Below are 20,967 nucleotides of genomic sequence, written 5' to 3' on the forward strand. Positions count from 1 at the left end.
GGGCTCCTTCCCCAGCAGAAGACGGCTCGAGCATAACCTCGGCCTAGCCCAGCATCAGGACCGCGGCCGTCACCCCGGCGACCACGATCAGCACGCGCAGCAGCGTTGCCGGGAGGCGGCGGCCGATGTGGGAGCCTACGTAGCCGCCGACGACGGAGCCGGCGGCCAGGAGGCCGGCGGCGGTGACGTCAAGGTCGGCGACGAAGACGAAGATGAGGCCGGCGACGAGGTTCGCGGCCAGCAGCGCGAGGGTCTTCAGGGCGTTGACGATGCGCAGGTCGAGATCGAGGCCGAGGCCGAGCACCGCCATCATCATCACGCCCGCGCCGGCGCCGAAGTAGCCGCCGTACACGCCGGTCAGCGCGGCGAAGAACGTGGTTGCCGGCGACATCGTGGTCCGCTCGGTGTGCGGGCCCTCGTGCCGCGACCGCAGCCACTTCGTGATCCACGGCTGCACGCCGACGATCAGGCAGGTGAACAGGATCAGCCACGGCGCCAGCGAGGCGAACACACCGGGCGGCAGTGCCAGCAGCAGCGCCGCACCACCGATCGCGCCGATCGCGCAAGTCAGTACGACGGCAACCGAGTGGGCTCGTGGCACTTCGCGAAGCTCGCGCCGGTACCCGAACGACCCACTGGCCGCGGCCGGAAGCAGGCCGACGGTGTTGGACACGTTCGCCACGACCGGCGGAATCCCGAGCGCGATCAGCACCGGGAAGCTGAGCAGCGACGCCACCCCGACCGTCGACGTCAGCACGCCGGCGCCGAGACCTGCAGCGACCACCGCCAGATGTTCGGGTCCCGTCACGACTGCTCGCGGAGCAGCGCGACGTCGGAGACCAGCATGACGTGCTCGTGCATCGCTGCGGCCGCGGCATCCGGGTCACCGGCCGCGATCGCGTCCGCCACCTTCCGGTGACCGGCCAGCGACTCGCGCGGCCGCCCCGGTTGGGACAGCGACTCCAACCGGGTCTCCCGGATCAGGTCGTGGATCGCCGCCATCATCTGGGTGAGCAAGTCCGACCGCGCCGCCGCGGTGATCGCGCCGTGGAGCTGCTCGTCCGCGTCCACCCCGCGTCCGCCGGTCTCGATGTCGCGCTCCATCCGGTCGAGCGCCGCCCGGATCGCGGTGAGGTCGTCGTCGGTACGCCGTACCGCTGCCAGCGCGGCCAGCTTCGACTCGAGCGCGTCGCGGGCCTCGATGATCTCCGGCAACCGATCGGCATGCGCGCGGATCGCCTCGATCACCGCTCCGGTCCGGGCCCGCTCGGTCAGCACTGTCCCATCGCCGTGCCGGACCACGACCACGCCGATCACCTCCAGCGCGACCAGCGCCTGGCTCAGGGTCGCCCGGCTGACGCCGAGCCGCTGGGCCAGTTCACGCTCCGGTGGCAGGCGGTCACCGGGCAGCAGGCCGTTCTCCTTGATCCAGGTGGAGATCTGGTCGGCGACCTGCTCGTAGAGGCGCGACCGAAGTACCGGACGAGGCGGTACCAGTCTTCCGGGCAGCGGCGAGTCCATACAACCCAGCTTATTGACAACTGGCCCATTGGGCTATTGGCTAGGCCACTGAGCCAAATACTGCCAAGTAGGCATCCCCGGAAGAAGGAACCACCACGCTCCCCAGATGGCCGCCTCACAACGCATCACCGCCGCGGCACTCGAATCTGTCGGGGCCGTTCACCACGTCATCCCCGAGCCCGACACCCCTGAGTCTTTCTGCCAGGCCGTGGCGGCCGAGTGCGCAGCCCGCCTCACCGGACTATCCGGCCGAGGCGTGCCAGTGGGGACAGGCTGAGGGTCAGCGGGGACAGGAACAGACCGGCGATCGTGGCGACGAGGGCTGCCCGAACACCGAAGACGCCGGCCGCTGCGCCGCCGAGCAAGGCGCCGACCGGGGTCAGACCCATGCCGAGGAAGGCGATGGTGGCCACCACTCGGCCCTGCACGGTGTCCGGGGTGATGGCTTGGCGGATCGCCATGATGGCCACGTCGACGGTTTGGCTGAAGACGCCGTACAGGAAGTTGATGGTGACGAGGGCGGCCACGGTGACCGTGGTCGAGCCGTGCAAGGCGGCGGTCGAGAGCATCACCAGGTCGGAGATGAGCGCGGCGAAGACGACGACTCGGCCGTAGCCGAACCAGCGCGGCATCCGGCTGGAGAGCAGCGACCCGGCCAACGCACCCGGGCCGAAGGCCGCCAGGACGAGACCCATGGCCGCGCCCGGCAGTTCGAGCGAGCGGGACAGGAACAGGATGTACACCGTCATCATGGCGGTGAAGAAGAACTGGTAGACGCAGGTCGCCATCGCGATCGCCCGCAGCGAGCTGTCGCGGACGACCAGCCACAGCCCGTCCCGGATGCCGCCGGACGGGGCGACCGGCCGGGCGTCGGGAAGACGCCAGATCGAGACGACCGAGACCAGGAAGCCGACCGCGCTCCCCAGCACCGCGAGCGGTGCGGTGAGCAACGACACCAGCGCACCGCCGATCGCCGGCCCGGAGATCTGCGCCGCCGACTTGCTGCCCTCAAGGATGCTGTTGCCCTGGGCAAGCTGATCCTGGCGGACCAGCCGCGTGAAGGACGCCTGGCAGGCGACGTCGAAGCACACGCTGAACACGCCGATGACGAACGCGACGACGTACAGGAACGGCAGCCCGAGCGTCCACGCGATCGGGACGAGCCCGAGCAGGACGGCCCGGCCGAGGTCGGCGTACACCATCATCCGGCGCGCTCGCCACCGGTCGACCAGCACGCCGACGAACAGGGAGACCAGCAGGATCGGTACCTGCTGCGCGGCCCGCAGGCCGCCGAGCTGAGCAGCACTGGCGCCGAGCGAGACGACCGCTACCAACGGCAGCGTCACCTGACTGGCGTAGGCGGCGAACAACGAGGCGCTCTGGCCGATCCAGAGCTTGCGAAAGTCGGCTTCCGCCCACAAAGACGGCACAAGGATTCCTTCGAGTCAGCCCGAATCCGGGCAGGGGAAACCGTGCCACCTCCACCGAAGCAGCACGCGATGACAGGTGCGTCAGCGCGTGCCGGGGCGACCGACCATCACCAACTCCTCGCACTCTCGACTCCCCCGCACCCTAGCCACCGCGCTCCCGGCGGGGCCAGCGGATTTCCTCAGGTACGGCGTTCGCGGTAGGCGCGGGTTTTGGTCCGATTGCCGCAGCGGTCGGGCGAGCACCAGCGGGCGCGGCCCGGGCGGGACTGGTCGTAGAAGATCCAGTGGCAGTCGTCGGCAGGGCACATCTTGAGCCGGGTCCACCGGCCGCGAGCAGTGAGGTCGGCGGCGGTCAGGAGGAGTTTGGTGAGGGCTGCCTCGACGCCGGCACCTGCGGGGGACAGCGCGACACCGGAGTCTGGATCGACGGTGACGGTGAGCGTCAGGTCCAGGTGGGTTGCCTCGCCGGGGGTTTGCTTGGTGCCGTTGCGGAAGGCTGTGCGAAGGCGTAGCGCCTGCGCGAGGTGCGCTTTGGTGACTTGGCGGTTTTCGATGAGGTCGTGGTCTCGTAGCCAGTCGCGCAGGGCAGTCGGGGAATCCAAGGTGTCGTGGGGCTGCAGGCGTTCGCCGTGACGGCGGAACTCGCGGAGGTCGAGGGTGTTGACGAAGGCGTGGACCAGGGCGACGTCCGTGGGCAAGGACGTCATAGCTTGGCTTCGAAGCTGGCGGCGAGATACGCGTCGAGGTCCGGGCCGCCGGGGTTCGCGAGCACATGCTGCAGCCACGCGCGCCGTTCGAAGTCGGTGACCGCGAGCTCCCAGACACAGCCGATCGCAGCGCTCGAGTGTGGCGCGAGCTGGTCCGGCTCGTCGCCCGGAGCCGACAGCATCCGCTGGTGGATCTCGTTCTGCGCGGCCCACCAGTCGATCAGGACGTACGAACGCCGGCCGGCCTCGTGGACGATGACGAACCCGACGCCATGCGGCTCGTCATCGTCCAGGAAGGTCGGCAGTTGCTTCACGGCACGCTCAGCCGCCGCGACCAGAGCAGCATCAGGCCGGCCGCTCTTCGCGATGCCGTAGTACTTCACCCGCCACCCGTCGAGCTCTCGCAGTCCGAGGTAGCTGATGGTTCGCGGCTGGTGCGGTCCCGTGATCATCTTGCGACACTAGTTACTGCAATTAACTGGTGTCAACAACGGATACCACGCGGCGGTACGACGCCGTCCGCGAAGTAGGCGTCGATCTTCGCGCGGGCGCAGGCGTTGACCATGTAGAGCGTGTGCCCCGGACCGTCGTGGTACACGGACCCGCTCCCCGGGACCTGGTCGATCACCCGCGCGGCCGAGTCGTACTCGCTCCAGTTGCCGGCCATCAGCAACGGCGGCAGTCCCTTCGGCAGCGCGGCCGGCTCGTTCTGCACCGGCACCGGCCAGCCGACACACGACAACATCGCGTAGGCGATCGTGCCGGATGCACCCGTGTACGGCGCTGCCGCCTCCATCCGCCGTACTTGTCGCTGCAGCTCGCGCTGGTTGGCCGGCCGCGGCCAGTCGGTGCACTCGACCACGCCGGGCGTCGGCGTGTACGGGTACGGCGGGTTGGGCCGAGCCGGCGTGAACCCGGACGCGTCACCCGCGAGGGCCTGCTTGATCGCCTGGGTCAGCTTCGGGTACGCCTCGGGCCCGCGCCTCGCGAGCTGGAGTCCGAGCGCCCGCAGGTCGTTCCCGTCGTACGTCGTCCCCGCTGCCGAAGCCGGGATCGGCGTGCGACTCGCCTTCGCCACGAGCCGTTGCCACTTCGCCGGTGAGCATTTGCACCAATCGAAGTAGCGCGTCAGGAAGCTCTGCACGTCCCGCGCCAGCTTGGGCAACTCACGGTCCCAGTTGGCCGCGCTGTGGTTCCAGGTCCCGTCCAGCACGAGGGCGCGGACGTGGTGCGGGTAGAGCCGGGCGTACGCCTGCGCCAGGAAGCCGCCGTACGACGCCCCGTAGAAGTTGATCTTCGACTCGCCGAGCGCCTGCCGGATCGCCTCGAGGTCGTGCGCCTGGCTGGCCGAGTGCATCGACTCGAACAGTTGTGGATCTTTCGCCTGGCACTTCGACGCCACGGCCCGGTTCGCCGCCGCGAGCTGGTCGAACTCGGCCTGGTTGCGCGGCAGCCGCGGCAGTCGCGCCCCACTCCACTCGCAGTCCAGGTTGGTGCTCAAGCCGGGCACGTTGGGCCCGCCGCGCATGTCCCAGGTGACGATGTCCATCTGCTGCCGCAACCCGGCGAACGCCTCGGCGCCGCCGTACGAGCGCATCAGGTCGATGCTCATCCCCATCGGCCCGCCGAAGTTGACCAGCACCGAGCCCTGCGGCTTGGCGGCGGTCGAGCGCAACCTGCCGACCATCAAGGTGAGCTGCCGGCCGCCCGGGTCGTCCCAGTCGACCGGGACCTGCACGGACGCACATTCGATCCCGACCTCGCCCGGCCCACCGGGGCACTCGCCCCAGTCCAGGCTCGGTGCCGGCACTGTCACCGCGTTCATCGCGAGCGCAGCGATCGTGAGTAGTTTGACCATGCCGGCCACGCTGCCGTCGATGGCAGGCGAGCACATCGGACGGCGGGCCGACAGACCTGGGTCCGAGGTCGGCGGCCGGCCGGTCGGTTAGGTTCGTCGAGTGACGGAGTCCGCGTTGACCCGGCGACAGTTGATCGCCGCCGACTGCTTCATCGCCGTCGTGTACGCCTTCACGGCTCCTTCGGACGCTCCTTGGTGGTCCCTGATCTTGATGGTGGCGCTCGCTGTGCCGGTCGCCGTCCGGCGGATCTGGCCGCTGCCGACGCTGGCCGCCGTACTCGTCGCATCCGCCGCCGCGATCGCCACCCAGACCCTGCACGACCCGCTGCTCGCCGCCTGCTACGTCCTGTACGTCGTCGGCCTGACCTACGCGCGACCACGGCCGCCGGCAACCAGGCGCCTGGTCAGCGCGGGCGGCGGAACCGCCTTCGTCGTCCTCGTCCTCGCCCTGATCGGCGGCTCGCCGCAGGGCTCGACGAGTGTCGTCCTGGTGCTGACCGGCCTAGCCGGCATGTACGGCGCCTGGACGCTAGGTCGCGTGGTCCGGGACCGGCGCGCCGCGGCGGTGCGGGCGGCCCAAGCGCTCGCCGAGCAGGCGGTCTCGGACGAACGGCTCCGGATCGCCCGCGAGCTGCACGACATCGTTGCCCACAGCATGGGACTGATCGCGGTCAAGGCCGGCGTCGCCAACCACGTCTTGCATGTCAAGCCCGAAGAGGTCTCCGACGCGCTGTCCGTCATCGAGACCACGAGCCGCGACGCACTGGTCGAGCTTCGCCACATGCTCAGCCTCCTGCGTACGACGGATGAGCCGCCGACGGCAGGTCTGTCCGCGCTCCCGGAACTGGCGGCCCGGGTGGAATCCACCGGGGTCCAGGTCGAACTCCTCGTCGAAGTGACCGACCCGCTCCCGGAGGCGGTCGAGCTGGCGGTCCATCGTATCGTCCAGGAGTGCTTGACCAACGTCACCAGACACGCGCGGGCACGTCGTTGCCGGGTGCACGTTTCCGGTGACGCATCCGCCGTACGGCTGGAAGTGACCGATGACGGCGTGGGCGGCCCGGTGACCGAAGGGCATGGGCTGATCGGGATCCGGGAGAGGGTGAGCATGTACGGCGGGACGTTCCGGGCCGGGCCCCGATCGCCGAGTGGCTTCGAGGTCGTCGTCCAACTGCCGATCGGAGTGCGCGCGTGACTGACATCCGGGTCCTGGTGGCGGACGACCAGGCGTTGTTGCGCGGCAGCTTCCGGGTGCTGATCGACACCACTCCCGGTCTCGTCACGGTCGGCGAGGCAGCGGACGGCGTGGAGGCCGTCGAGCTCGCCCGTCGCGAGCGGCCGGACGTCGTCCTGATGGATGTCCGGATGCCGCGCCTCGACGGGATCGAGGCCACTCGGCAACTCTGCCGCGAGGACGCCGGGGTGCGGGTGCTGATCCTGACGATGTTCGACCTGGACGACTCCGTGTACGCCGCCCTGCGCGCCGGCGCGAGCGGGTTCCTCCTGAAGGACGTCCCGCCCACTGAGTTGCTCCAGGCAATCAAAGTCGTGGCGGCCGGCGAAGGGCTGCTCGCACCCTCCATCACGCGCCGGCTGATCGCCGAGTTCGCCCGCCTGGCCGAGCCCGGCCAGGCGCCGCTGCACGGACTCGACGGCGTGACCGAGCGCGAGCGCGAGGTCCTGTCCCTGATCGCCCGCGGCCTGTCCAACAAGGAGATCTGCGACCACCTGCACGTCGGCCACGGCACCGTGAAGACGCACATCGGCCACCTGCTCGCCAAGCTCCACGCCCGCGACCGCGCCCAACTCGTCATCACCGCCTACGAGTCGGGCCTGGTTCAGCCACGACGGCGGTAGCGGCCGGCGGATCGGACCGCCGGCCGCCCGAAGCTCACGCGCCGGTCGGCAGGTCGCGGTCCCGGCGCCAGGAGAAGTTCACCGGGTTGGTGAACGTTCCGGGCACCTTGCCGAGGCCCTTGATCACGGTGGCGCCGTGGCCGACGGCGTACAGGTAGCCGTTGCCGGTGTCCTTGTCGATGCCGAGCAGCAGCGTGCCGGTGCTGCCGCAGCGCGCCGTCACCAGCGACTCGAACCCCTGCCAGGTGGAGCTCCGAACCTTCTTCACCACCGGCTTCATCGGGGTCGTGGTCGGGATCCGGACCGTGTAGAGCCCACCGCTGCCGGTGTTCATCAGGAACGTGTCGTAGGTCCTGGTCTGGCTGATCAACGCCATCGCCTTGACCGCCCCGAACCCGGTCGCCGTACCACTGGGCCGCCAGACCGGCTGCCCGGCGTTGTGGGTGACGTTCCAGCGCTGCAGGATCCCGTCGGTCCGCAGACCGTAGCCGGTCCAGCGCTCGGTCGTCGACGACGTCAGGACGGTCGACAGGTCGAGCGCCTTGAACGCTCCCCAGCCGCCCCCGATCCGATCCATCGATCCGAAGGGCCCGCTGCCGTCCGGCTCCATCATGTACCCGTGCTCGTACAGCACGGTTCCCAAGGTGACCAAGCCGGAGTGGATCGTCCCGGGCAGTTCCGCGTGCGACCCGTACTCCCAGCTGCTGCTGAGCCGGGCCTGGCCGTCCGGATAGAGGCCCCGGGCAACGACCCTGTTCTCTGTCCGGGTGATCGGCGCGGTCGCCCGGAACCCCTGGATCCAGTGGTCCCCGCCGGCCGTCACCGCCCCTGCTTTGACCTCACAGGCAGCTGCGGCCCCCGCCGTACTGCCGTGTGCCGTGGATGGCGCCGCCGCGACCAGCAAGCCGGCCGCCAAGATCGTCGCCGCCATCGTTCCCCTGATGCCATACCGATTCATCTCTCACCCCCGGTAGAAAAGCACTACCCGAGGGGATGCACGGCACGCCGCAAAAGTTGCCTTGCATCCTGGTAGTTAGACGGCTAAGTTTTGTGATTAGCCGACTAACTACATGAAGGGTACGGCAATGGACCTGGGGTTGCAGGATGTGGCGGTGCTGGTGACGGGTGGGTCGTCCGGGATCGGGCGGGCTGCTGCGATCGGATATGGGCGGGAAGGGGCGCGGGTTGCGATCACCTACAACGCGCGCAAGGACGCGGCCGAGGCGGTGGCCGAGGAGATCGAGGCGGCGGGCGGTACGGCGTACGTCGTACCGATGGATCTGAACGAGCCGGACACCATCGCCGCCGCGGTGGAAGCGACCGTGCAGCGGTGGGGCGGGCTGGACGTGGTGGTGGGGAACGCGGTCAACTGGGGCAACGCCGGGTTCCACGACCGGCCGATGAAGGTCGAGGACGGCCCGGCCGACTGGTGGGTTCCGGTGATGCGCGGCAATCTCGAGGGCAACTACCACCTCGTGCAGCAGGTGGCGCCCGCGTTGCGACGGTCGGAGCACGGCCGGCTGGTACTGATCTCGACGGACCTGGCCGAGCGCGGTCTGCCCGGCTCCTGGCCGTACTCCGCCGCGAAGGCCGGGCTGCACGGCCTGGTCGCGAGTCTCCAGCACGACCTGGGCCAGGACGGCGTACTGGTCAACGTGGTGATGCCCGGGATCACGCTGGAGAACGGTGAGCACCGGGCGATCCCGAAACCCGCGCTCGAGCAGATCGCGGCCACGTTCAGCGCCCGCAAACTGCCGGACACCACTGAACTGGCCAACGCGATCCTGTTCCTCACCTCACCGCGGACGACCGCGATTCAGGGCGAGATCCTCCGCGTCACCGGCGGCAGCCTGATCCCGGGCTAGCGGATCCTGACAGCGGCGGCCGCGCTCCTCCGGACGTTGCGGCCGTCGCTGACCTCGACCTGGTAGGCGACCGACTGGCCGCTGGTCAGGCCGCTGTCGCTGAACGTCGTCACGACAGGCTTGGTCCACGAGTACGACGTACGCTTCCAGCTCCCCACCTTCGTCTTGCCCCGGTACAGCGTGTAGGTCAGCGAGATGTTGTCCAGGTCGAGCACGGTCGGGAAGCTGACCGCCGCCCGGTTGACCCGGGTGCTGGACACCTTCGGCGCCGCCGGCAGCCCCGGCCGCGCGCCACCGGGAGCGTTGGTGAAACGGGTCAGCCCCTGCTGGCGGACGCCGTTCACCCGGGTGAAGTCGCCGCCGACCCAGACGTCGTTCCCGCCGGACGCGAATGCCAGCGGACCGACCTCGGTGCTGCCGCCCGCGTTCGTGTTCGGGAACCACGGGCCGAGCTTGCCGGTGATCCCGCTGTAGACCAGCAGGTGGTGCATGCCGGTCTTGTCCGGGAAGCCGCCGTCCCGGCTGCAGTCGTGCGCGTGCGAGCCCTTGTAGACCCAGTTGCCGATCGCCTTGACCGCCTCTGTTGCGCCGAGGCACTTGCTCTGCCAGAGCAGCTTGCCGGTCGACGCGTCGGCCGCGAGCACACCGTCATAGCAGCCGATGCCGCTGCCGGCGTTCGCGACGAAGACCTTGTTGCCGAGGATGTCGATGTCCTTGACCCGGCTGTCACAGTCGACCGTCTTCGCCGGGATCGCCGCGGCGGCCGGCATCGGGTAGGCAGCGCCCGTGGTGGTGTTCAGCATCGCGAGCGCGTGGTGCGGCACGCCCTGCAGGGTCACGAACCCGCCGCCGACGAACACCCGCTTCCCATCCGCCGAGAGCTCGATCGCGTGTACGTCGTCGTCGGCGTCCGGGTTCCAGGACGTCAGGACTCCGGTCTTCAGGTTGATCGCGGCCAGCCGGTTCCGCACCACGTTGTCCACCCGGCCGAACGATCCGCCGACGTAGACGGTGTTGCCCCCGATCGCCAGCGCCGCGACCCGGTAGTTGACCGCCGGGTCCCAGCCGCTGACGAGCTCACCGGTCGCCGCGCTGAACAACGCGACCCGCTTGCGGGACACACCGTTGACCGTGGTGAAGTCGCCGCCGATGACGACCCACTTGCCGTCCGGGCTCGTGGCGATGCTCCACACCGCGCCGTTCAGCGTCGGCGCGAAGCGCGTCGGCAGACCGGTGCTGCGGTCGAAGGCGGCGAGGTAGGTCCGGGCCGCGTCACCTTGCCCGAGCGCCTTGCCGGGCTGCCGGATCCGGGTGAACAGGCCACCGGCGTACACGGTGTTCCCGGCGACGGCGAGCGCGTTCACGCTGGCGTTGGTCTGCCAGGTCGTCTGGCTGACCGCCGACACCGCCGAGGCGAACCCCGGCGCCGCGGCTTCCACCGGACGGCCCGAGGGAATCAGGGCCGCAGCGACCACGGCCGCGGTCGTGACCACCGCCAGAAATGCCTTCTTCATCATGAATCCCCCGTGCGCGAACCCGACTTGTGACCCGACCTGTGACGTTGTGCCACCACACGATAACTGTCAGCGCAGGCCGGGGCGAAAACGCACCCGCGGCGCGCGCTCGCCGTACCGGGGCGGTGACACTTGTACCGTGGGCACAGGACCCTGGAGAAGGAGCGTCGCGATGGCCCGGGCACTGATTGTGGTTGACGTGCAGAACGACTTCTGCGAAGGCGGGAGCCTGGCCGTCAAGGGTGGTGCGGACGTGGCGTTCCGAATCGGCGAGCTGCTGCACAAGTGGTACGAGGCCGACCCGGGTGACAAGCAGTACGAGTACGTCGTGGCCACCCGGGACCATCACATCGACCCGGGCGACCACTTCTCCAAGACCCCCGACTACGTCGACTCCTGGCCGCGGCACTGCGTCGCCGGCACCGACGGCGTCAGCTTCCACCCGAACATGGACCCGCAGCCGTTCGACGCGATCTTCGACAAGGGTGAGTACGCGGCCGCCTACTCAGGCTTCGAGGGCAAGTCCCACGGCGACGGCCGGGCGCTCGCGGACTGGCTGCGGGAGAAGGGCGTCACCGACGTCGACGTCTGCGGGCTCGCCACCGACTACTGTGTCCGCGCGACCGCCCTGGACGCCAAGCAGGCAGGCTTCGGTACGACGGTCCTGACCCGGCTGACCGCGGGAGTCGCCCCGGCGACGACCGAGCAGGCTCTCACCGAGCTCAGCGCCGCCGGGGTCAAGCTCACCTGACCGGCGCCCCCGGGCCGAGTGGGATCCCGAGCGCCCACCAGGAACTGCCGCCAACCGTGCTCCCGCAGGCTGGCGACCCCGTCCCTGAGCACGTTCATGAAGGTTGCCGGAGACAACTACACCGTCCCGGGGAAGGCCATGTGATGCGGCGAGGCGCCGTACGGGACGGCCGGGGCGACCACTGCACGCCCACCCAGCGGCTCGGCCACGAGGTCGGCGACACCCACGGCCCACACGGTGTCGGTGGCCATCGCCATCCCGCCGCCGTGCTGTTCCTGCGCCCCGACCGGGATGATGACCAACGGCGCCCGCCGTACGGCGTCCTGCGCCTCGTCGGTCGTCATCTCCGCGAGTCTCCGGAGACTTTTCGCCACCCGCTGACACTTTTCCTCCGCACAACGGCTGCTCATGCGAGCTCCGGGCTTGCGGAGGAACTTGTAGTGGCGGGTGTGTGGGCTCGGGGTGGACCGGGGTGGTGCTTATCGTGCCGGGGTGGATGAGCGGAGTTTCGGGGCGGGTGTCACGGCCAGTGTGTTCGGGGGGCTGGGGATTGGGGTGGGCGTCGGGGTGGTGGTCGGGATCGTCGGGACGGCGATCTCGGCTGGGGAGTGCCTGCCTGAGGAGGAGTGCCTTGCGGTTCTGAGCGGTATGGCGTACGGCCTCATCGCCGGTGTGATCGCCGCCGCCATCGCGGTAATCGTGCTGGCGGTTCGGTTGCGGGTCGGGGCGATCTTCGGGGTCGGGGTGGCTGTGGCCATGGGGTTGCTCGTCGGCGCGGTCTGGGTTGCGATGTTGGGGCAGGCTCGGTTGCTGGTGTTTCTGGCGGGAGTCGTGCTTGTCGTCGCCTGCGTGCTCAACAGCAGCCAGCGGCGGCAGTGGGCTCGGCCGTCGCGGGGTTCGCTGCTGGTTGCGGCCGGGTTTCTGGTGCTCGCCGGGCTGCCTGCGGGGTGGATGTTGGGCGACGTGTGGTCCGAGCAGCAGCGGATCGAGGAAGTCGTCGAGCGGCCGCTGCAAACCGACCTGGACGGCACCTGGCCGTACTCCGTTGAGTACTCGAGCACGGGGATCGACTACCTAGTCTTCGAGCCGCCGTCCAACGGTTCCCGCATCGCCGAGGTGGAGGTCAGCATCCGCAACCTCGCCCCCGACCAGGCACCCTGTACCGGCTTCACCGACGTGACCGGAGGACCGGTCACGCAGTGCTCGGAGGTTGAACCCGGCCTGTGGCAAGCACGCGGCCCCGAAGGCGAGAGCCAGTACTTCGTGCACGCCGACGAACGCCAGTGGGCCTACGTACGAGCCGGGACGTACGGCGGCGGCGACGCCCAGCGCAGGCACGATGCGCGCGCCGAGCAGATCGCCCGCGACCTTGAACCGCGCTCCGCCTGGCCGCTCGCCGCAGACTCCGTCGGCTGCGGCTTCTGCGAGTGGCTGACCTAATTCAGGCCAAGCCCAGCGGCGCGAGCTTGGAGAGGTTGAGCACAGCGACCACATACATCAGGGGTTGATGATGATGGGAGCACCGCCGGAGACCAAGGACCAGTCACCGCCAACGAAGGTGGCCGGGTCGACAGTGCCGGTGGCGGTGACGTAGTCGATCATCAGCTGGCGGATCTCGACCTGGCGGTTGTAGACGACCGGGGCGGTCGTGATGTGGGGGAAGTTGCCGCCGCCCGACTGCCGGTAGTTGTTCACGGCCACGACGAACTGCTGGTCCGCCGCCACCGCGACCCCGCCGTACGCGAGGTCCGTGATTCGTGACCCGACCGGCTTCGCGATGTCGATCACGTAGCTGAGCGGCTTCGTCAGCCCGCCGACGATGTCGTAGTTGTAGTCCGGCGTGCCGTTCGGCGCGGTCTGCGTCGGCGCGTTGGTCACCTGGTCGGACGTGAACGGCCCGGTCCCCGTCACCTGCTTGTAGTACTGCGCGGAGTACTCCAGGTACTCCCCGAGCTGCGTCCCCGTCATCGTCACCGCGAGCAAACTGTTGTCGAACACGTACAACCCGGCCACGTCCCGGATCGACACGTCACCCGCCGGGATCGCCGCCGCCCGGTTGAACGGCGCGACGATCGCCAGCACCGGCAGCGCGGCCTCCGGCGTACCGGCCAGCGCCTTCGCGACCGCGTCGGCCTGGATGAAGGTGACGAAGTCCAGCGCGGTGGTGCTCTCCCACGGCGCGGTCGCCGCGGACATCGCCTCCGTGCAGGTGCCGATCCTCGAGTTCACGTACTCGATCACCGTGTCGTGGTCCTGCTGCAGTACGGCGACCACGTTCGGGTCCGCGTCGACGGTGTTTGCGTTCAGCACCTGGGCGTGCCGATCGACGACCTTCCACTGGCCGTGGTCGTTGCGCAGGTCCAGCTCGATCAGCGACAACCGCATGCCCCACTTCAGCGGCTCGGTCAGCACCGCCTGCTCGCCGGTCTGGAGGTTCGTCACCAGCCGCTCGGGGATCTCCTGGTGCGCGTGCCCGACGAGTACGGCGTCGATGCCCGGCACGGTCTCGACCATCAGCGCGGACGCGTTCTCGGGGACCGGCAGGGCGTCGCCGTACGACGAGGACAGACCCATCCCGGAGTGCACGGCCACGATCACCACGTCCGCGCCGGCCTCGCGAACCCGCGGGACCCACACCTGCGCGAGCTCGACGACACCGCCGAACTTGATCTTGTTCTCGACCACCGCCTTGTCCCAGATCGCGATCCCGGGGTTGGTCAGGCCGAGGATGCCGACGGTGATCGGCTGCTCGCCCGGCACCTGCATCTGCTTCAGCACGTACGGGGGGAAGACGGGCTCGCCGGTCGTCCAGTCCTGCGCGTTCGCCCCAAGCAGCGGGAAGTCGAGTTGCTGCTGGAACTTCCGCAGCACATCGAGGCCGTAGTTGAACTCATGGTTGCCCAGGGCAGCGGCGTCGTACCCGATCTCGTTCATCGCGGCCGCGACCGGGTGCAGGTGGCCGTCGGTGATCGGGGCGATCCTGGCGAAGTAGTACGCCAACTGGGTGCCCTGGATGGTGTCGCCGGCATCCAGCAGCAGCGGTCGCGGGGCGCGCGGGTCGGCGGCGATGCGGTCCCGGACCGCGGTGACCAGGGTGGAGACCTTCGCCAGCCCGATGTCGTTGTGCGCGGAGTCGTCGTACTCAGTGTCCTTGAAGTAGTCCCAGTTGAGGACGTTGCCGTGCAGGTCGGTGGTGCCCATCACGGTCAGCCGGACCGTCTCACCAGTCATGCATCCGCCTCACGAGTCGCTCACGCCGGGACTGCCGGCCTGGACCGCAAACGATACGGCCGACGCGCCCCACCCCGATGCCGGGTTGGCCCCGCATGCACGAGAGGATGCCCGTCATGACCAAGCCGCCCGGCAAGCTTCTGCCGTTGGTCGCCGCCCTCCTCTGCGGTGCCGTTCTCGCCCAGGCCGCCGAACCGGCCGACCACTCCGTCACCAGTGCAGCGCCTGCGGTGCAGGCCTCAACCCATGCGCCGTTGACGATTCCCGTCGTACGTCATCCGGCCGCGGTGCCGCGGAAGAAGCAGCAGCCGGCGCGGCAACGCCGTACGTCGACCACGGCAACATCCACGACGACCGACTGGAACCTGGCTGCGCACGGCAAGGTCCTGTACCTGACCTTCGACGACGGGCCGCAGAAGGAGTGGACGCCGAAGGTCCTGCAGGTGCTGGCGAAACACCGCGCCAAGGCAACATTCTTCGTCCTCGGCCGCGAGGCGGCCGCGCATCCCGACCTGGTCGCGCTGACCAGGGCGGCGGGTCACCGGATCGGCAACCACACCTGGGATCACCCGAGGCTGACCAAGCTCCCCGCGGACAAGATGCGGCAGGAGATCCTGACCGGGGTGAAGTCGAAGTGCTTCCGGCCGCCGTTCCGGGACACGAACGCGCACGTCGAGGCGGTCGCCGCGTCGAACCACCAGCGCCAGGTGCTGTGGGACGTCGACACTCTCGACTGGTCCAAGCCGGGTACGGCGAAGATCGAGCGAGCGATCCTGCAAGGAGCAAGGCCCGGCGCGATCATCCTGCTGCACGACGGCGGCGGCAACCGCGCCGAGACCGTCGCCGCGCTCGACCGCGCGCTCACTCAACTGACTCGCCAGGGGTACACCTACCAGGCCCTGCCCTGCTAGCGAACAAAGTCGGCATACTCTGCGTCACAGTCGGGGACGGAGCCGCTACCTCACGACCGGCGGACTGCCGGATCGTGACCCAAGGAGCTCACCGATGCAGAAGAACCGAACCCTCATCGCTGTGGTGGCAGCCATCGCCATGGCTGCGGTCGCCACTGGTGGCGCCGTCGCCTACCGCCAGGGTCCTCGCGCCGACGCGGAGTCTGCCGCCAAGCCGCTCGGCGGCCTGCCGACCCCGGCCGGCGCGACCACGCCGAGTCCGAGCCCGTCCACGCCGAGCCGGACTCCGAACGCCTCGGTCGCCGTGAAGCCGACGCAGAAGCCCTCGGGGCCGGTCAAGACGGCCGTAATACTCGACAAGCTCCCCACCGGACGGGTGCCGCAGATCGCCTACCTGAGCGGCCGGACGGTCCGCGGTGGAGCCGGTGGGGACGTCAAGGTCCCCGGCTTGCAGGACATCCACGCGATCGCGCGGCTGCGGCAGTCGGTGCTCGCGGTGGTGAGCGCGGGCGACAACACGACCGAGATGCTGACGCTGGGCTCGGACGGCGCCATCTTGCGGCGGACTCCGAACGTCACCGGGATCGTCACCACCGAGGACGGTACGGCCGCGGCGTACAACACCACCCTGATGTCCGATCTCGGTGAGGACGAGGCGGGCACCACCGTGTACGCGGAAGCGGACAAGGTCCAGAAGGTCACCGTGCCAGGGGTTTGGCACGCGACCCTGCTCGGCTACGTCAACAGCAAGGTCTACTTCCAGGCCTCGGGCACGCAGGACGGCAAGACCTGGACTCTGTACGAGTGGACTCCGGGCGCCGCGAAGGCGACCGCGCTCAAGAGCGTGCCGAAGCCGACGGCTGTGTCCGGCGATGGTGCGGTGGCCGCGTCGCTGACCGCTCTGAACGACCAGCACAGCTGCACGAGTGTGCTGTCGATCGCGAGTGGCAAGCGGCTGTGGCGCACGTGTGAGTACCAGGTCGACAGCTTCACGCAGGACGGCTCCACCGCGATCGCCGGCCCCATCTACCGCGACGGGTACGGCGACGGCATGGCAGCCGCCCTGGATGCGAAGACCGGCCGCCTGCTGCACGAGTGGTCCGGCGTCTTCCTGCAGACAGTCGCCGAGGACGACCAGCACCTGCTGATCCGCGCCGACACCGGTCAGGAGACGCGAGCCGCGATCATCCGCTGCACCATCTCCACCGGCGCCTGCGAACTGGCCACCCCGCTCGCCACTGGCAACCTCATGATCGGCAGCTAACGAGCCACCCCAGGCCGGTCAGGTGACGACGCCGGCGCGGCCGCCGGAGAAGTGCTTGAGCGCCTGGTCGATGACGTGCACCGGCTGGTCGAGCGCGTTCACCAGGAAGAGCCCGGTCGGCCGGAGCAGCGGGTTGGGCTTGACGACGGTCCGTACGGCTGGCTGGTCCAGACCGCGGACGCCAGCCGTGGTGGCGCCGATGCCCGGAGCGAGCTGAAGCTCCAGCGCGTACTGCCCGAAGAGTTTCACCTGCCGGAACCCCTGGACGGTCTGCCACGGCAACACCACCGGGTACGCCGCCCCTTCACACGCCAACTCGAGCGCCTTGGGCGACATCCGCATCGCGATCGGCTGCACGTCGTTGGCGTCGTACCACCGCTGCCGCTCGCCGTCGAGCCGGAAGAACAGCACCGTGCTCAGCACCAGCGGCGCCATCGCCACGATCAGCAACAACGCAAACGGCCACAGGCCCGCTCCCCGAAACGACACCAACGCGTACAGCGCCGCCAGGATCCCCACCACGCCGAGCGCCAGCGTCACCCACGCTCCCCGCCGCTGCACCCTCCGCACATGCACCCGCCGCCCCCGCACCGCCTCCCGATCAATACCCACCACAAACGCCCCATCCACACTCACCCCCCAAGACTCCCACAGCCACCCCAACCGCGGTTCAGGTGTTGCGGCGGCCGGACCAGGTCCAGGCGTAGACGCCGTCGTCTACTGCTTGGCCGGCTTCGCCTAGTTCGAGGGGGCGGAAGGTGTCGACCATGACGGCGAGTTCTTCGAAGCGTTCGGCGCCGAGGGAGGCTTCGATGGCTGCGGGCTGCGGCCCGTGGGCGTAGCCGCCGGGGTGCAGGGAGATGGAGCCGAGGCCGATGCCGGAGCCCTTGCGCGCCTCGTAGTCGCCGCCGCAGTAGAACATCACCTCGTCGGAGTCGACGTTCGAGTGGTAGTACGGCACCGGGACGGACAACGGGTGGTAGTCCACCTTCCGCGGCACGAAGTTGCAGACGACGAAGTTGTAGCCCTCGAACACCTGGTGCACCGGCGGCGGCTGGTGGATACGCCCCGTGATCGGCTCGTAGTCGCTCACGTTGAACGTGTACGGGTACAGGCACCCGTCCCACCCCACCACGTCGAACGGATGCGTCGCGTACACCATTCGCGACCCGACGATCCCGCCCGGCCCGTTGCCGCGATGCTTCACCAGCACCTCGACGTCGTTGCCCTCCACAACCAACGGCTCGGCCGCCGCATGCAGGTCGCGCTCACAGTACGGCGCGTGCTCGAGGAACTGCCCGTACCGGGACAGGTACCGCTTCGGCGGCGCGATGTGCGAGTTTGCCTCGATGCTGTACGCGTGTACGCCGTCCACCCCCGGCAGCCAGCGGTGCGTCGTCGCCCGCGGGATGATGACGTAGTCGCCCTCGACCGCGTTCAGCACACCGAACACGGTCTCCACGGTCGCCGACCCCTTCTCGACGTACACGCACTCGTCGCCGATCGCGTTGCGGTAGTACGGCGACGGCTGCTCGGCGACGACGTACGAGATCCGGACGTCGCCGTTGCCGAGCACCAGCCGCCTGTCCTCCACCGCGTTGCTCTTCGACGTGTCCGTGAACAGATCGTGCAGCTTCAGATGCCGCGGCGTGAGCGGATGGTTCGCGACGGTGGCGAGGTCGGGCAGCTCCCACACCTGCGAGTCGACGATCGCGGACGGTACGCCGGCGTGATACAGCAGCGACGAGTCCGACGAGAACCCCTCCTCCCCCATCAGCTCCTCGTAGTACAGCCCGCCGTCCGGTTTCCGGAACTGGGTGTGCCGCTTCGGTGGAATCTCCCCGACCTGCCGGTAGAACGCCATCTCACTGACTCCAGGTGTACGATAGTCGAACGCATGCGTCCGCTTACCGAAAGCATCCGTTAGGCTCGGACCCATGTCAACCGTCCCTGCCCTGTTCCGGCACCTGGTCGACGACGCCTCCGTGTTCCCGCCCGGGGACCTGCCGCTGGCCGAGGCGGTCGCCGCGCACCGGGCGCACCGCCAGTCCGCGTACGCCGACCTGGTCGGGCCGTTCGTGTGCGCCGACGAGGACCTGATGAAGGTCGCCGCCGAGGCCGCCCGGACCGGGCCGGCCCCGCTCGAGGTCACCGTCGTGATCACCGGCGGCGCCGGTGGCATCGAGCCCGCCGTCCGGTACGGCGACCGGTCCGCCGACGTCGAGGTGAAAGCGGTCGAGGTGCGGCTGCGCAACGAGGAAGACCTGTCCCGCAACGCGCTCCGCGTGGTGCGTGCCTGCGACGACTGCCTGGACGAGGAGAACGCGTTCGTCGAGGTCGGCCTGGACGGCGCCTGGGAGCGCGCCCTGGACGTCGTCGCCGACGCCGGGTACGCGGCCAAGCTCCGCACCGGCGGCCTCGACGCCGCGCTGTTCCCGTCGGAGGCCCAGGTCGCGGCGTTCATCACCGCCTGCCTCGATCGTGAGGTCGCGTTCAAGTGCACGGCCGGCCTGCACAACGCCGTGCGGCACACCGCGGCAGACACCGGGTTCGAGCACCACGGGTTCCTCAACGTGCTGCTCGCCACTCGCGCCTCGCTCGACGGCGCTTCGCAGGACGAGTTGGCCGCCGTACTGGCCGATCGCGACGCCGAGCAGCTCGCGGCCCGCGCGAACGAACTCTCGGACGACCAGGCGGCAAGCACCCGCCGATGGTTCACCTCGTTCGGCTCCTGCAGCATCGAGGAGCCGCGCCACGACCTGACCGCCCTCAAACTGATGGAGGCTCAGCAGTGAGCTGGATCGACATCCCCGCGGGCTCGCCGTTCGGGCCGGACAACCTGCCGCTCGGCGTGTTCCGGCACAACGACGAGGAGCCGCGGGTGGGCGCCGCGATCGGCGACCAGGTCATCGATCTCGCGCCGGTCGCGTCCGCGCAGATGCTGGACGGATCGCAGCTGTTCGCCCGGCCGTCGCTGAACGACTTCCTCGCGCTCGGCCGCCCGGCCTGGCAGGCGACCTGGGAGTGGCTGCTCGACCTGGTCCGCAACGAGAACGACCGCGACGTGGTCGAGCCGCACCTGATCCCGCAGTCCGCGGTGACGATGCAGCTGCCGTTCGAGGTCGGCGACTACGTCGACTTCTACGCCTCCGAGCACCACGCGACCAACCTCGGCCGGCTGTTCCGGCCGGACTCCGAGCCGCTGCTCCCGAACTGGAAGCACCTCCCGGTCGGCTACCACGGCCGGTCCGGCACGATCGTTGCCAGCGGCACCGAAATCGTCCGCCCGTCCGGTCAGCGCAAGGCCCCGGACGCGCCCGCGCCGACCTTCGGACCGTCCCAGCGCCTCGACATCGAGGTCGAGCTCGGCTACGTCGTCGGTACGCCGTCCACGCTCGGCAAGCCCGTCTCCGTCGAGGACTTCCGCGAGCATGTGTACGGCGTGGTGCTGGTGAACGACTGGTCGGCACGGGACCTGCAGGCGTGGGAGTACGTCCCGCTCGGCCCGTTCCTGGGCAAGTCGTTCGCCACCTCGATCTCCCCGTGGGTGGTGTCACTCGACGCGCTCGCGGAGGCCGCCGTACCGCTGCCGGCGCAGGATCCGCCGGTCCTTCCGTACCTGGCCGGCGAGAAGCTGGAGAACTACGACATCACCTTCGAGGTCCGGCTCAACGGGCACCTGGTGAGCTCGCCGCAGTACAAGGAGACCTACTGGTCGCCGGCCCAGATGCTCGCCCACATGACCGTCAACGGCGCCTCGGTCCGCACCGGCGACCTGTACGCGTCCGGCACGATCAGCGGGCCCGAGCCGGACCAGCGCGGCTCGTTCATCGAACTCACCTGGGGCGGCCGCGAGCCACTCACCCTCGACGGCAAGCAACACACCTTCCTCGAGAACGGCGACCAAGTGACCATCACCGCCTGGGCCACCACCCCCGCAGGCCCCCTCGGCCTCGGCGAGGTCACCGGCAAAATCCTTCCCGCCTGAACCCAACCCCCCACCTCACCCACTCCGCCGAGCCGAAGGCGAGGCTGATCTTGTTCATTACTGTTCGTTT

21 protein-coding genes are annotated in these 20,967 nt (G+C 69.4%); 9 read left to right on the forward strand and 12 right to left on the reverse strand.

The window, feature by feature from the left end; translation table 11 throughout:
* Nucleotides 1-43: 43 nt before the first annotated feature.
* The 6 genes from ACIBGM_RS08260 to ACIBGM_RS08285 all read right to left on the reverse strand — a co-directional run bounded on the left by ACIBGM_RS08260 (nucleotide 44) and on the right by ACIBGM_RS08285 (nucleotide 5,516).
* A complete protein-coding gene (locus ACIBGM_RS08260; protein ID WP_396384892.1) occupies nucleotides 44-784 on the reverse strand; it encodes a sulfite exporter TauE/SafE family protein in 741 nt (246 codons plus the stop codon).
* Between the two features lie 20 nt (nucleotides 785-804).
* Nucleotides 805-1,521, reverse strand: a complete 717-nt coding sequence (locus ACIBGM_RS08265) for a FadR/GntR family transcriptional regulator (protein WP_396384893.1) — start codon at nucleotides 1,519-1,521, stop codon at nucleotides 805-807.
* Nucleotides 1,522-1,754: 233 nt separating this feature from the next.
* Nucleotides 1,755-2,951 carry an MFS transporter gene (locus ACIBGM_RS08270; RefSeq protein ID WP_396384894.1) on the reverse strand — a complete coding sequence of 399 codons (1,197 nt, stop codon included), beginning with the start codon at nucleotides 2,949-2,951 and terminating at the stop codon, nucleotides 1,755-1,757.
* Between the two features lie 179 nt (nucleotides 2,952-3,130).
* Nucleotides 3,131-3,658: a CGNR zinc finger domain-containing protein gene (locus tag ACIBGM_RS08275; RefSeq protein ID WP_360528935.1), complete on the reverse strand. Its 528-nt coding sequence runs from the start codon at nucleotides 3,656-3,658 to the stop codon at nucleotides 3,131-3,133.
* The gene (locus ACIBGM_RS08280; protein ID WP_360528932.1) at nucleotides 3,655-4,110 is read right to left on the reverse strand and encodes a hypothetical protein; all 456 of its coding nucleotides are present in this window, start codon (nucleotides 4,108-4,110) and stop codon (nucleotides 3,655-3,657) included. Before ACIBGM_RS08280 ends, ACIBGM_RS08275 begins: the two co-directional genes overlap by 4 nt.
* A gap of 32 nt (nucleotides 4,111-4,142) precedes the next feature.
* Nucleotides 4,143-5,516 carry an alpha/beta fold hydrolase gene (locus ACIBGM_RS08285; protein ID WP_396384895.1) on the reverse strand — a complete coding sequence of 458 codons (1,374 nt, stop codon included), beginning with the start codon at nucleotides 5,514-5,516 and terminating at the stop codon, nucleotides 4,143-4,145.
* A gap of 100 nt (nucleotides 5,517-5,616) precedes the next feature.
* Here ACIBGM_RS08285 and ACIBGM_RS08290 point away from each other — a divergent pair, with 100 nt between their 5' ends.
* Nucleotides 5,617-6,711, forward strand: a complete 1,095-nt coding sequence (locus ACIBGM_RS08290; RefSeq protein WP_396384896.1) for a sensor histidine kinase — start codon at nucleotides 5,617-5,619, stop codon at nucleotides 6,709-6,711.
* Nucleotides 6,708-7,373: a response regulator transcription factor gene (locus ACIBGM_RS08295; RefSeq protein WP_360528923.1), complete on the forward strand. Its 666-nt coding sequence runs from the start codon at nucleotides 6,708-6,710 to the stop codon at nucleotides 7,371-7,373. Before ACIBGM_RS08290 ends, ACIBGM_RS08295 begins: the two co-directional genes overlap by 4 nt.
* A 34-nt stretch (nucleotides 7,374-7,407) precedes the next feature.
* Here the strand turns inward: ACIBGM_RS08295 and ACIBGM_RS08300 are convergent, their stop codons facing one another.
* The gene (locus ACIBGM_RS08300; RefSeq protein ID WP_396384897.1) at nucleotides 7,408-8,304 is read right to left on the reverse strand and encodes a hypothetical protein; all 897 of its coding nucleotides are present in this window, start codon (nucleotides 8,302-8,304) and stop codon (nucleotides 7,408-7,410) included.
* A 139-nt stretch (nucleotides 8,305-8,443) separates the two neighbouring features.
* Here ACIBGM_RS08300 and ACIBGM_RS08305 point away from each other — a divergent pair, with 139 nt between their 5' ends.
* A complete protein-coding gene (locus tag ACIBGM_RS08305; protein WP_396384898.1) occupies nucleotides 8,444-9,238 on the forward strand; it encodes an SDR family NAD(P)-dependent oxidoreductase in 795 nt (264 codons plus the stop codon).
* Here ACIBGM_RS08305 and ACIBGM_RS08310 read toward each other — a convergent pair.
* On the reverse strand, nucleotides 9,235-10,752 hold the full coding sequence (locus tag ACIBGM_RS08310; protein WP_396384899.1) for a WD40 repeat domain-containing protein: 1,518 nt from the start codon (nucleotides 10,750-10,752) through the stop codon (nucleotides 9,235-9,237). The two genes, ACIBGM_RS08305 and ACIBGM_RS08310, sit on opposite strands and share 4 nt — an antisense overlap.
* 172 nt (nucleotides 10,753-10,924) lie before the next feature.
* On the opposite strand from ACIBGM_RS08310, the gene ACIBGM_RS08315 reads away from it, so the two are divergent.
* On the forward strand, nucleotides 10,925-11,503 hold the full coding sequence (locus ACIBGM_RS08315) for a nicotinamidase (RefSeq protein ID WP_396384900.1): 579 nt from the start codon (nucleotides 10,925-10,927) through the stop codon (nucleotides 11,501-11,503).
* 116 nt (nucleotides 11,504-11,619) lie between these two features.
* On the opposite strand, the gene ACIBGM_RS08320 is transcribed toward ACIBGM_RS08315, so the two are convergent.
* Complete coding sequence (locus tag ACIBGM_RS08320; RefSeq protein ID WP_360528908.1) at nucleotides 11,620-11,847, reverse strand: creatininase family protein; 228 nt, start codon at nucleotides 11,845-11,847, stop codon at nucleotides 11,620-11,622.
* A 148-nt stretch (nucleotides 11,848-11,995) separates the two neighbouring features.
* Here ACIBGM_RS08320 and ACIBGM_RS08325 point away from each other — a divergent pair, with 148 nt between their 5' ends.
* Nucleotides 11,996-12,943 (forward strand): hypothetical protein, encoded by a 948-nt coding sequence (locus tag ACIBGM_RS08325; protein ID WP_396384901.1) that lies wholly within the window; start codon nucleotides 11,996-11,998, stop codon nucleotides 12,941-12,943.
* A gap of 57 nt (nucleotides 12,944-13,000) precedes the next feature.
* Here ACIBGM_RS08325 and ACIBGM_RS08330 read toward each other — a convergent pair whose 3' ends face one another.
* Nucleotides 13,001-14,734 (reverse strand): bifunctional metallophosphatase/5'-nucleotidase, encoded by a 1,734-nt coding sequence (locus tag ACIBGM_RS08330; protein WP_396384902.1) that lies wholly within the window; start codon nucleotides 14,732-14,734, stop codon nucleotides 13,001-13,003.
* A 116-nt stretch (nucleotides 14,735-14,850) separates the two neighbouring features.
* Between ACIBGM_RS08330 and ACIBGM_RS08335 the strand changes: the two genes are divergently transcribed.
* Entirely contained in the window at nucleotides 14,851-15,645 is a 795-nt protein-coding gene (locus ACIBGM_RS08335; RefSeq protein ID WP_396384903.1) for a polysaccharide deacetylase family protein, read from the forward strand.
* 94 nt (nucleotides 15,646-15,739) lie between these two features.
* Complete coding sequence (locus tag ACIBGM_RS08340) at nucleotides 15,740-16,909, forward strand: hypothetical protein (protein ID WP_396384904.1); 1,170 nt, start codon at nucleotides 15,740-15,742, stop codon at nucleotides 16,907-16,909.
* 18 nt (nucleotides 16,910-16,927) lie between these two features.
* Here the strand turns inward: ACIBGM_RS08340 and ACIBGM_RS08345 are convergent, their stop codons facing one another.
* Nucleotides 16,928-17,449: a hypothetical protein gene (locus ACIBGM_RS08345; RefSeq protein ID WP_360528893.1), complete on the reverse strand. Its 522-nt coding sequence runs from the start codon at nucleotides 17,447-17,449 to the stop codon at nucleotides 16,928-16,930.
* 130 nt (nucleotides 17,450-17,579) lie between these two features.
* Entirely contained in the window at nucleotides 17,580-18,773 is a 1,194-nt protein-coding gene (locus ACIBGM_RS08350) for a homogentisate 1,2-dioxygenase (RefSeq protein WP_396384905.1), read from the reverse strand.
* A 73-nt stretch (nucleotides 18,774-18,846) separates the two neighbouring features.
* Between ACIBGM_RS08350 and ACIBGM_RS08355 the strand changes: the two genes are divergently transcribed.
* On the forward strand, nucleotides 18,847-19,704 hold the full coding sequence (locus ACIBGM_RS08355; RefSeq protein ID WP_360528887.1) for a hypothetical protein: 858 nt from the start codon (nucleotides 18,847-18,849) through the stop codon (nucleotides 19,702-19,704).
* Nucleotides 19,701-20,897, forward strand: coding sequence for a fumarylacetoacetase (fahA, locus tag ACIBGM_RS08360; protein ID WP_396384906.1), 1,197 nt, complete (start codon nucleotides 19,701-19,703; stop codon nucleotides 20,895-20,897). The genes ACIBGM_RS08355 and fahA overlap by 4 nt, the downstream gene beginning before the upstream one ends.
* Nucleotides 20,898-20,967 lie beyond the last annotated feature (70 nt).

This window comes from Kribbella sp. NPDC050470 (assembly GCF_044458365.1).
Classification (GTDB): Bacteria; Actinomycetota; Actinomycetes; order Propionibacteriales; family Kribbellaceae; genus Kribbella.

Excerpts from the sequence above, each read along its gene's own strand:
- ACIBGM_RS08280 (WP_360528932.1), bottom strand. The coding sequence starts at position 4,110 with ATGATCACGGGACCGCACCAGCCGCGAACCATCAGCTACCTCGGACTG.
- ACIBGM_RS08305 (WP_396384898.1), top strand. The coding sequence starts at position 8,444 with ATGAAGGGTACGGCAATGGACCTGGGGTTGCAGGATGTGGCGGTGCTG.
- ACIBGM_RS08300 (WP_396384897.1), bottom strand. The coding sequence starts at position 8,304 with ATGGCGGCGACGATCTTGGCGGCCGGCTTGCTGGTCGCGGCGGCGCCA.
- ACIBGM_RS08320 (WP_360528908.1), bottom strand. The coding sequence starts at position 11,847 with ATGACGACCGACGAGGCGCAGGACGCCGTACGGCGGGCGCCGTTGGTC.
- ACIBGM_RS08285 (WP_396384895.1), bottom strand. The coding sequence starts at position 5,516 with ATGGTCAAACTACTCACGATCGCTGCGCTCGCGATGAACGCGGTGACA.
- ACIBGM_RS08315 (WP_396384900.1), top strand. The coding sequence starts at position 10,925 with ATGGCCCGGGCACTGATTGTGGTTGACGTGCAGAACGACTTCTGCGAA.
- ACIBGM_RS08335 (WP_396384903.1), top strand. The coding sequence starts at position 14,851 with ATGACCAAGCCGCCCGGCAAGCTTCTGCCGTTGGTCGCCGCCCTCCTC.
- ACIBGM_RS08265 (WP_396384893.1), bottom strand. The coding sequence starts at position 1,521 with ATGGACTCGCCGCTGCCCGGAAGACTGGTACCGCCTCGTCCGGTACTT.
- ACIBGM_RS08350 (WP_396384905.1), bottom strand. The coding sequence starts at position 18,773 with ATGGCGTTCTACCGGCAGGTCGGGGAGATTCCACCGAAGCGGCACACC.
- ACIBGM_RS08275 (WP_360528935.1), bottom strand. The coding sequence starts at position 3,658 with ATGACGTCCTTGCCCACGGACGTCGCCCTGGTCCACGCCTTCGTCAAC.
- ACIBGM_RS08355 (WP_360528887.1), top strand. The coding sequence starts at position 18,847 with ATGTCAACCGTCCCTGCCCTGTTCCGGCACCTGGTCGACGACGCCTCC.
- ACIBGM_RS08310 (WP_396384899.1), bottom strand. The coding sequence starts at position 10,752 with ATGAAGAAGGCATTTCTGGCGGTGGTCACGACCGCGGCCGTGGTCGCT.
- ACIBGM_RS08340 (WP_396384904.1), top strand. The coding sequence starts at position 15,740 with ATGCAGAAGAACCGAACCCTCATCGCTGTGGTGGCAGCCATCGCCATG.
- ACIBGM_RS08330 (WP_396384902.1), bottom strand. The coding sequence starts at position 14,734 with ATGACTGGTGAGACGGTCCGGCTGACCGTGATGGGCACCACCGACCTG.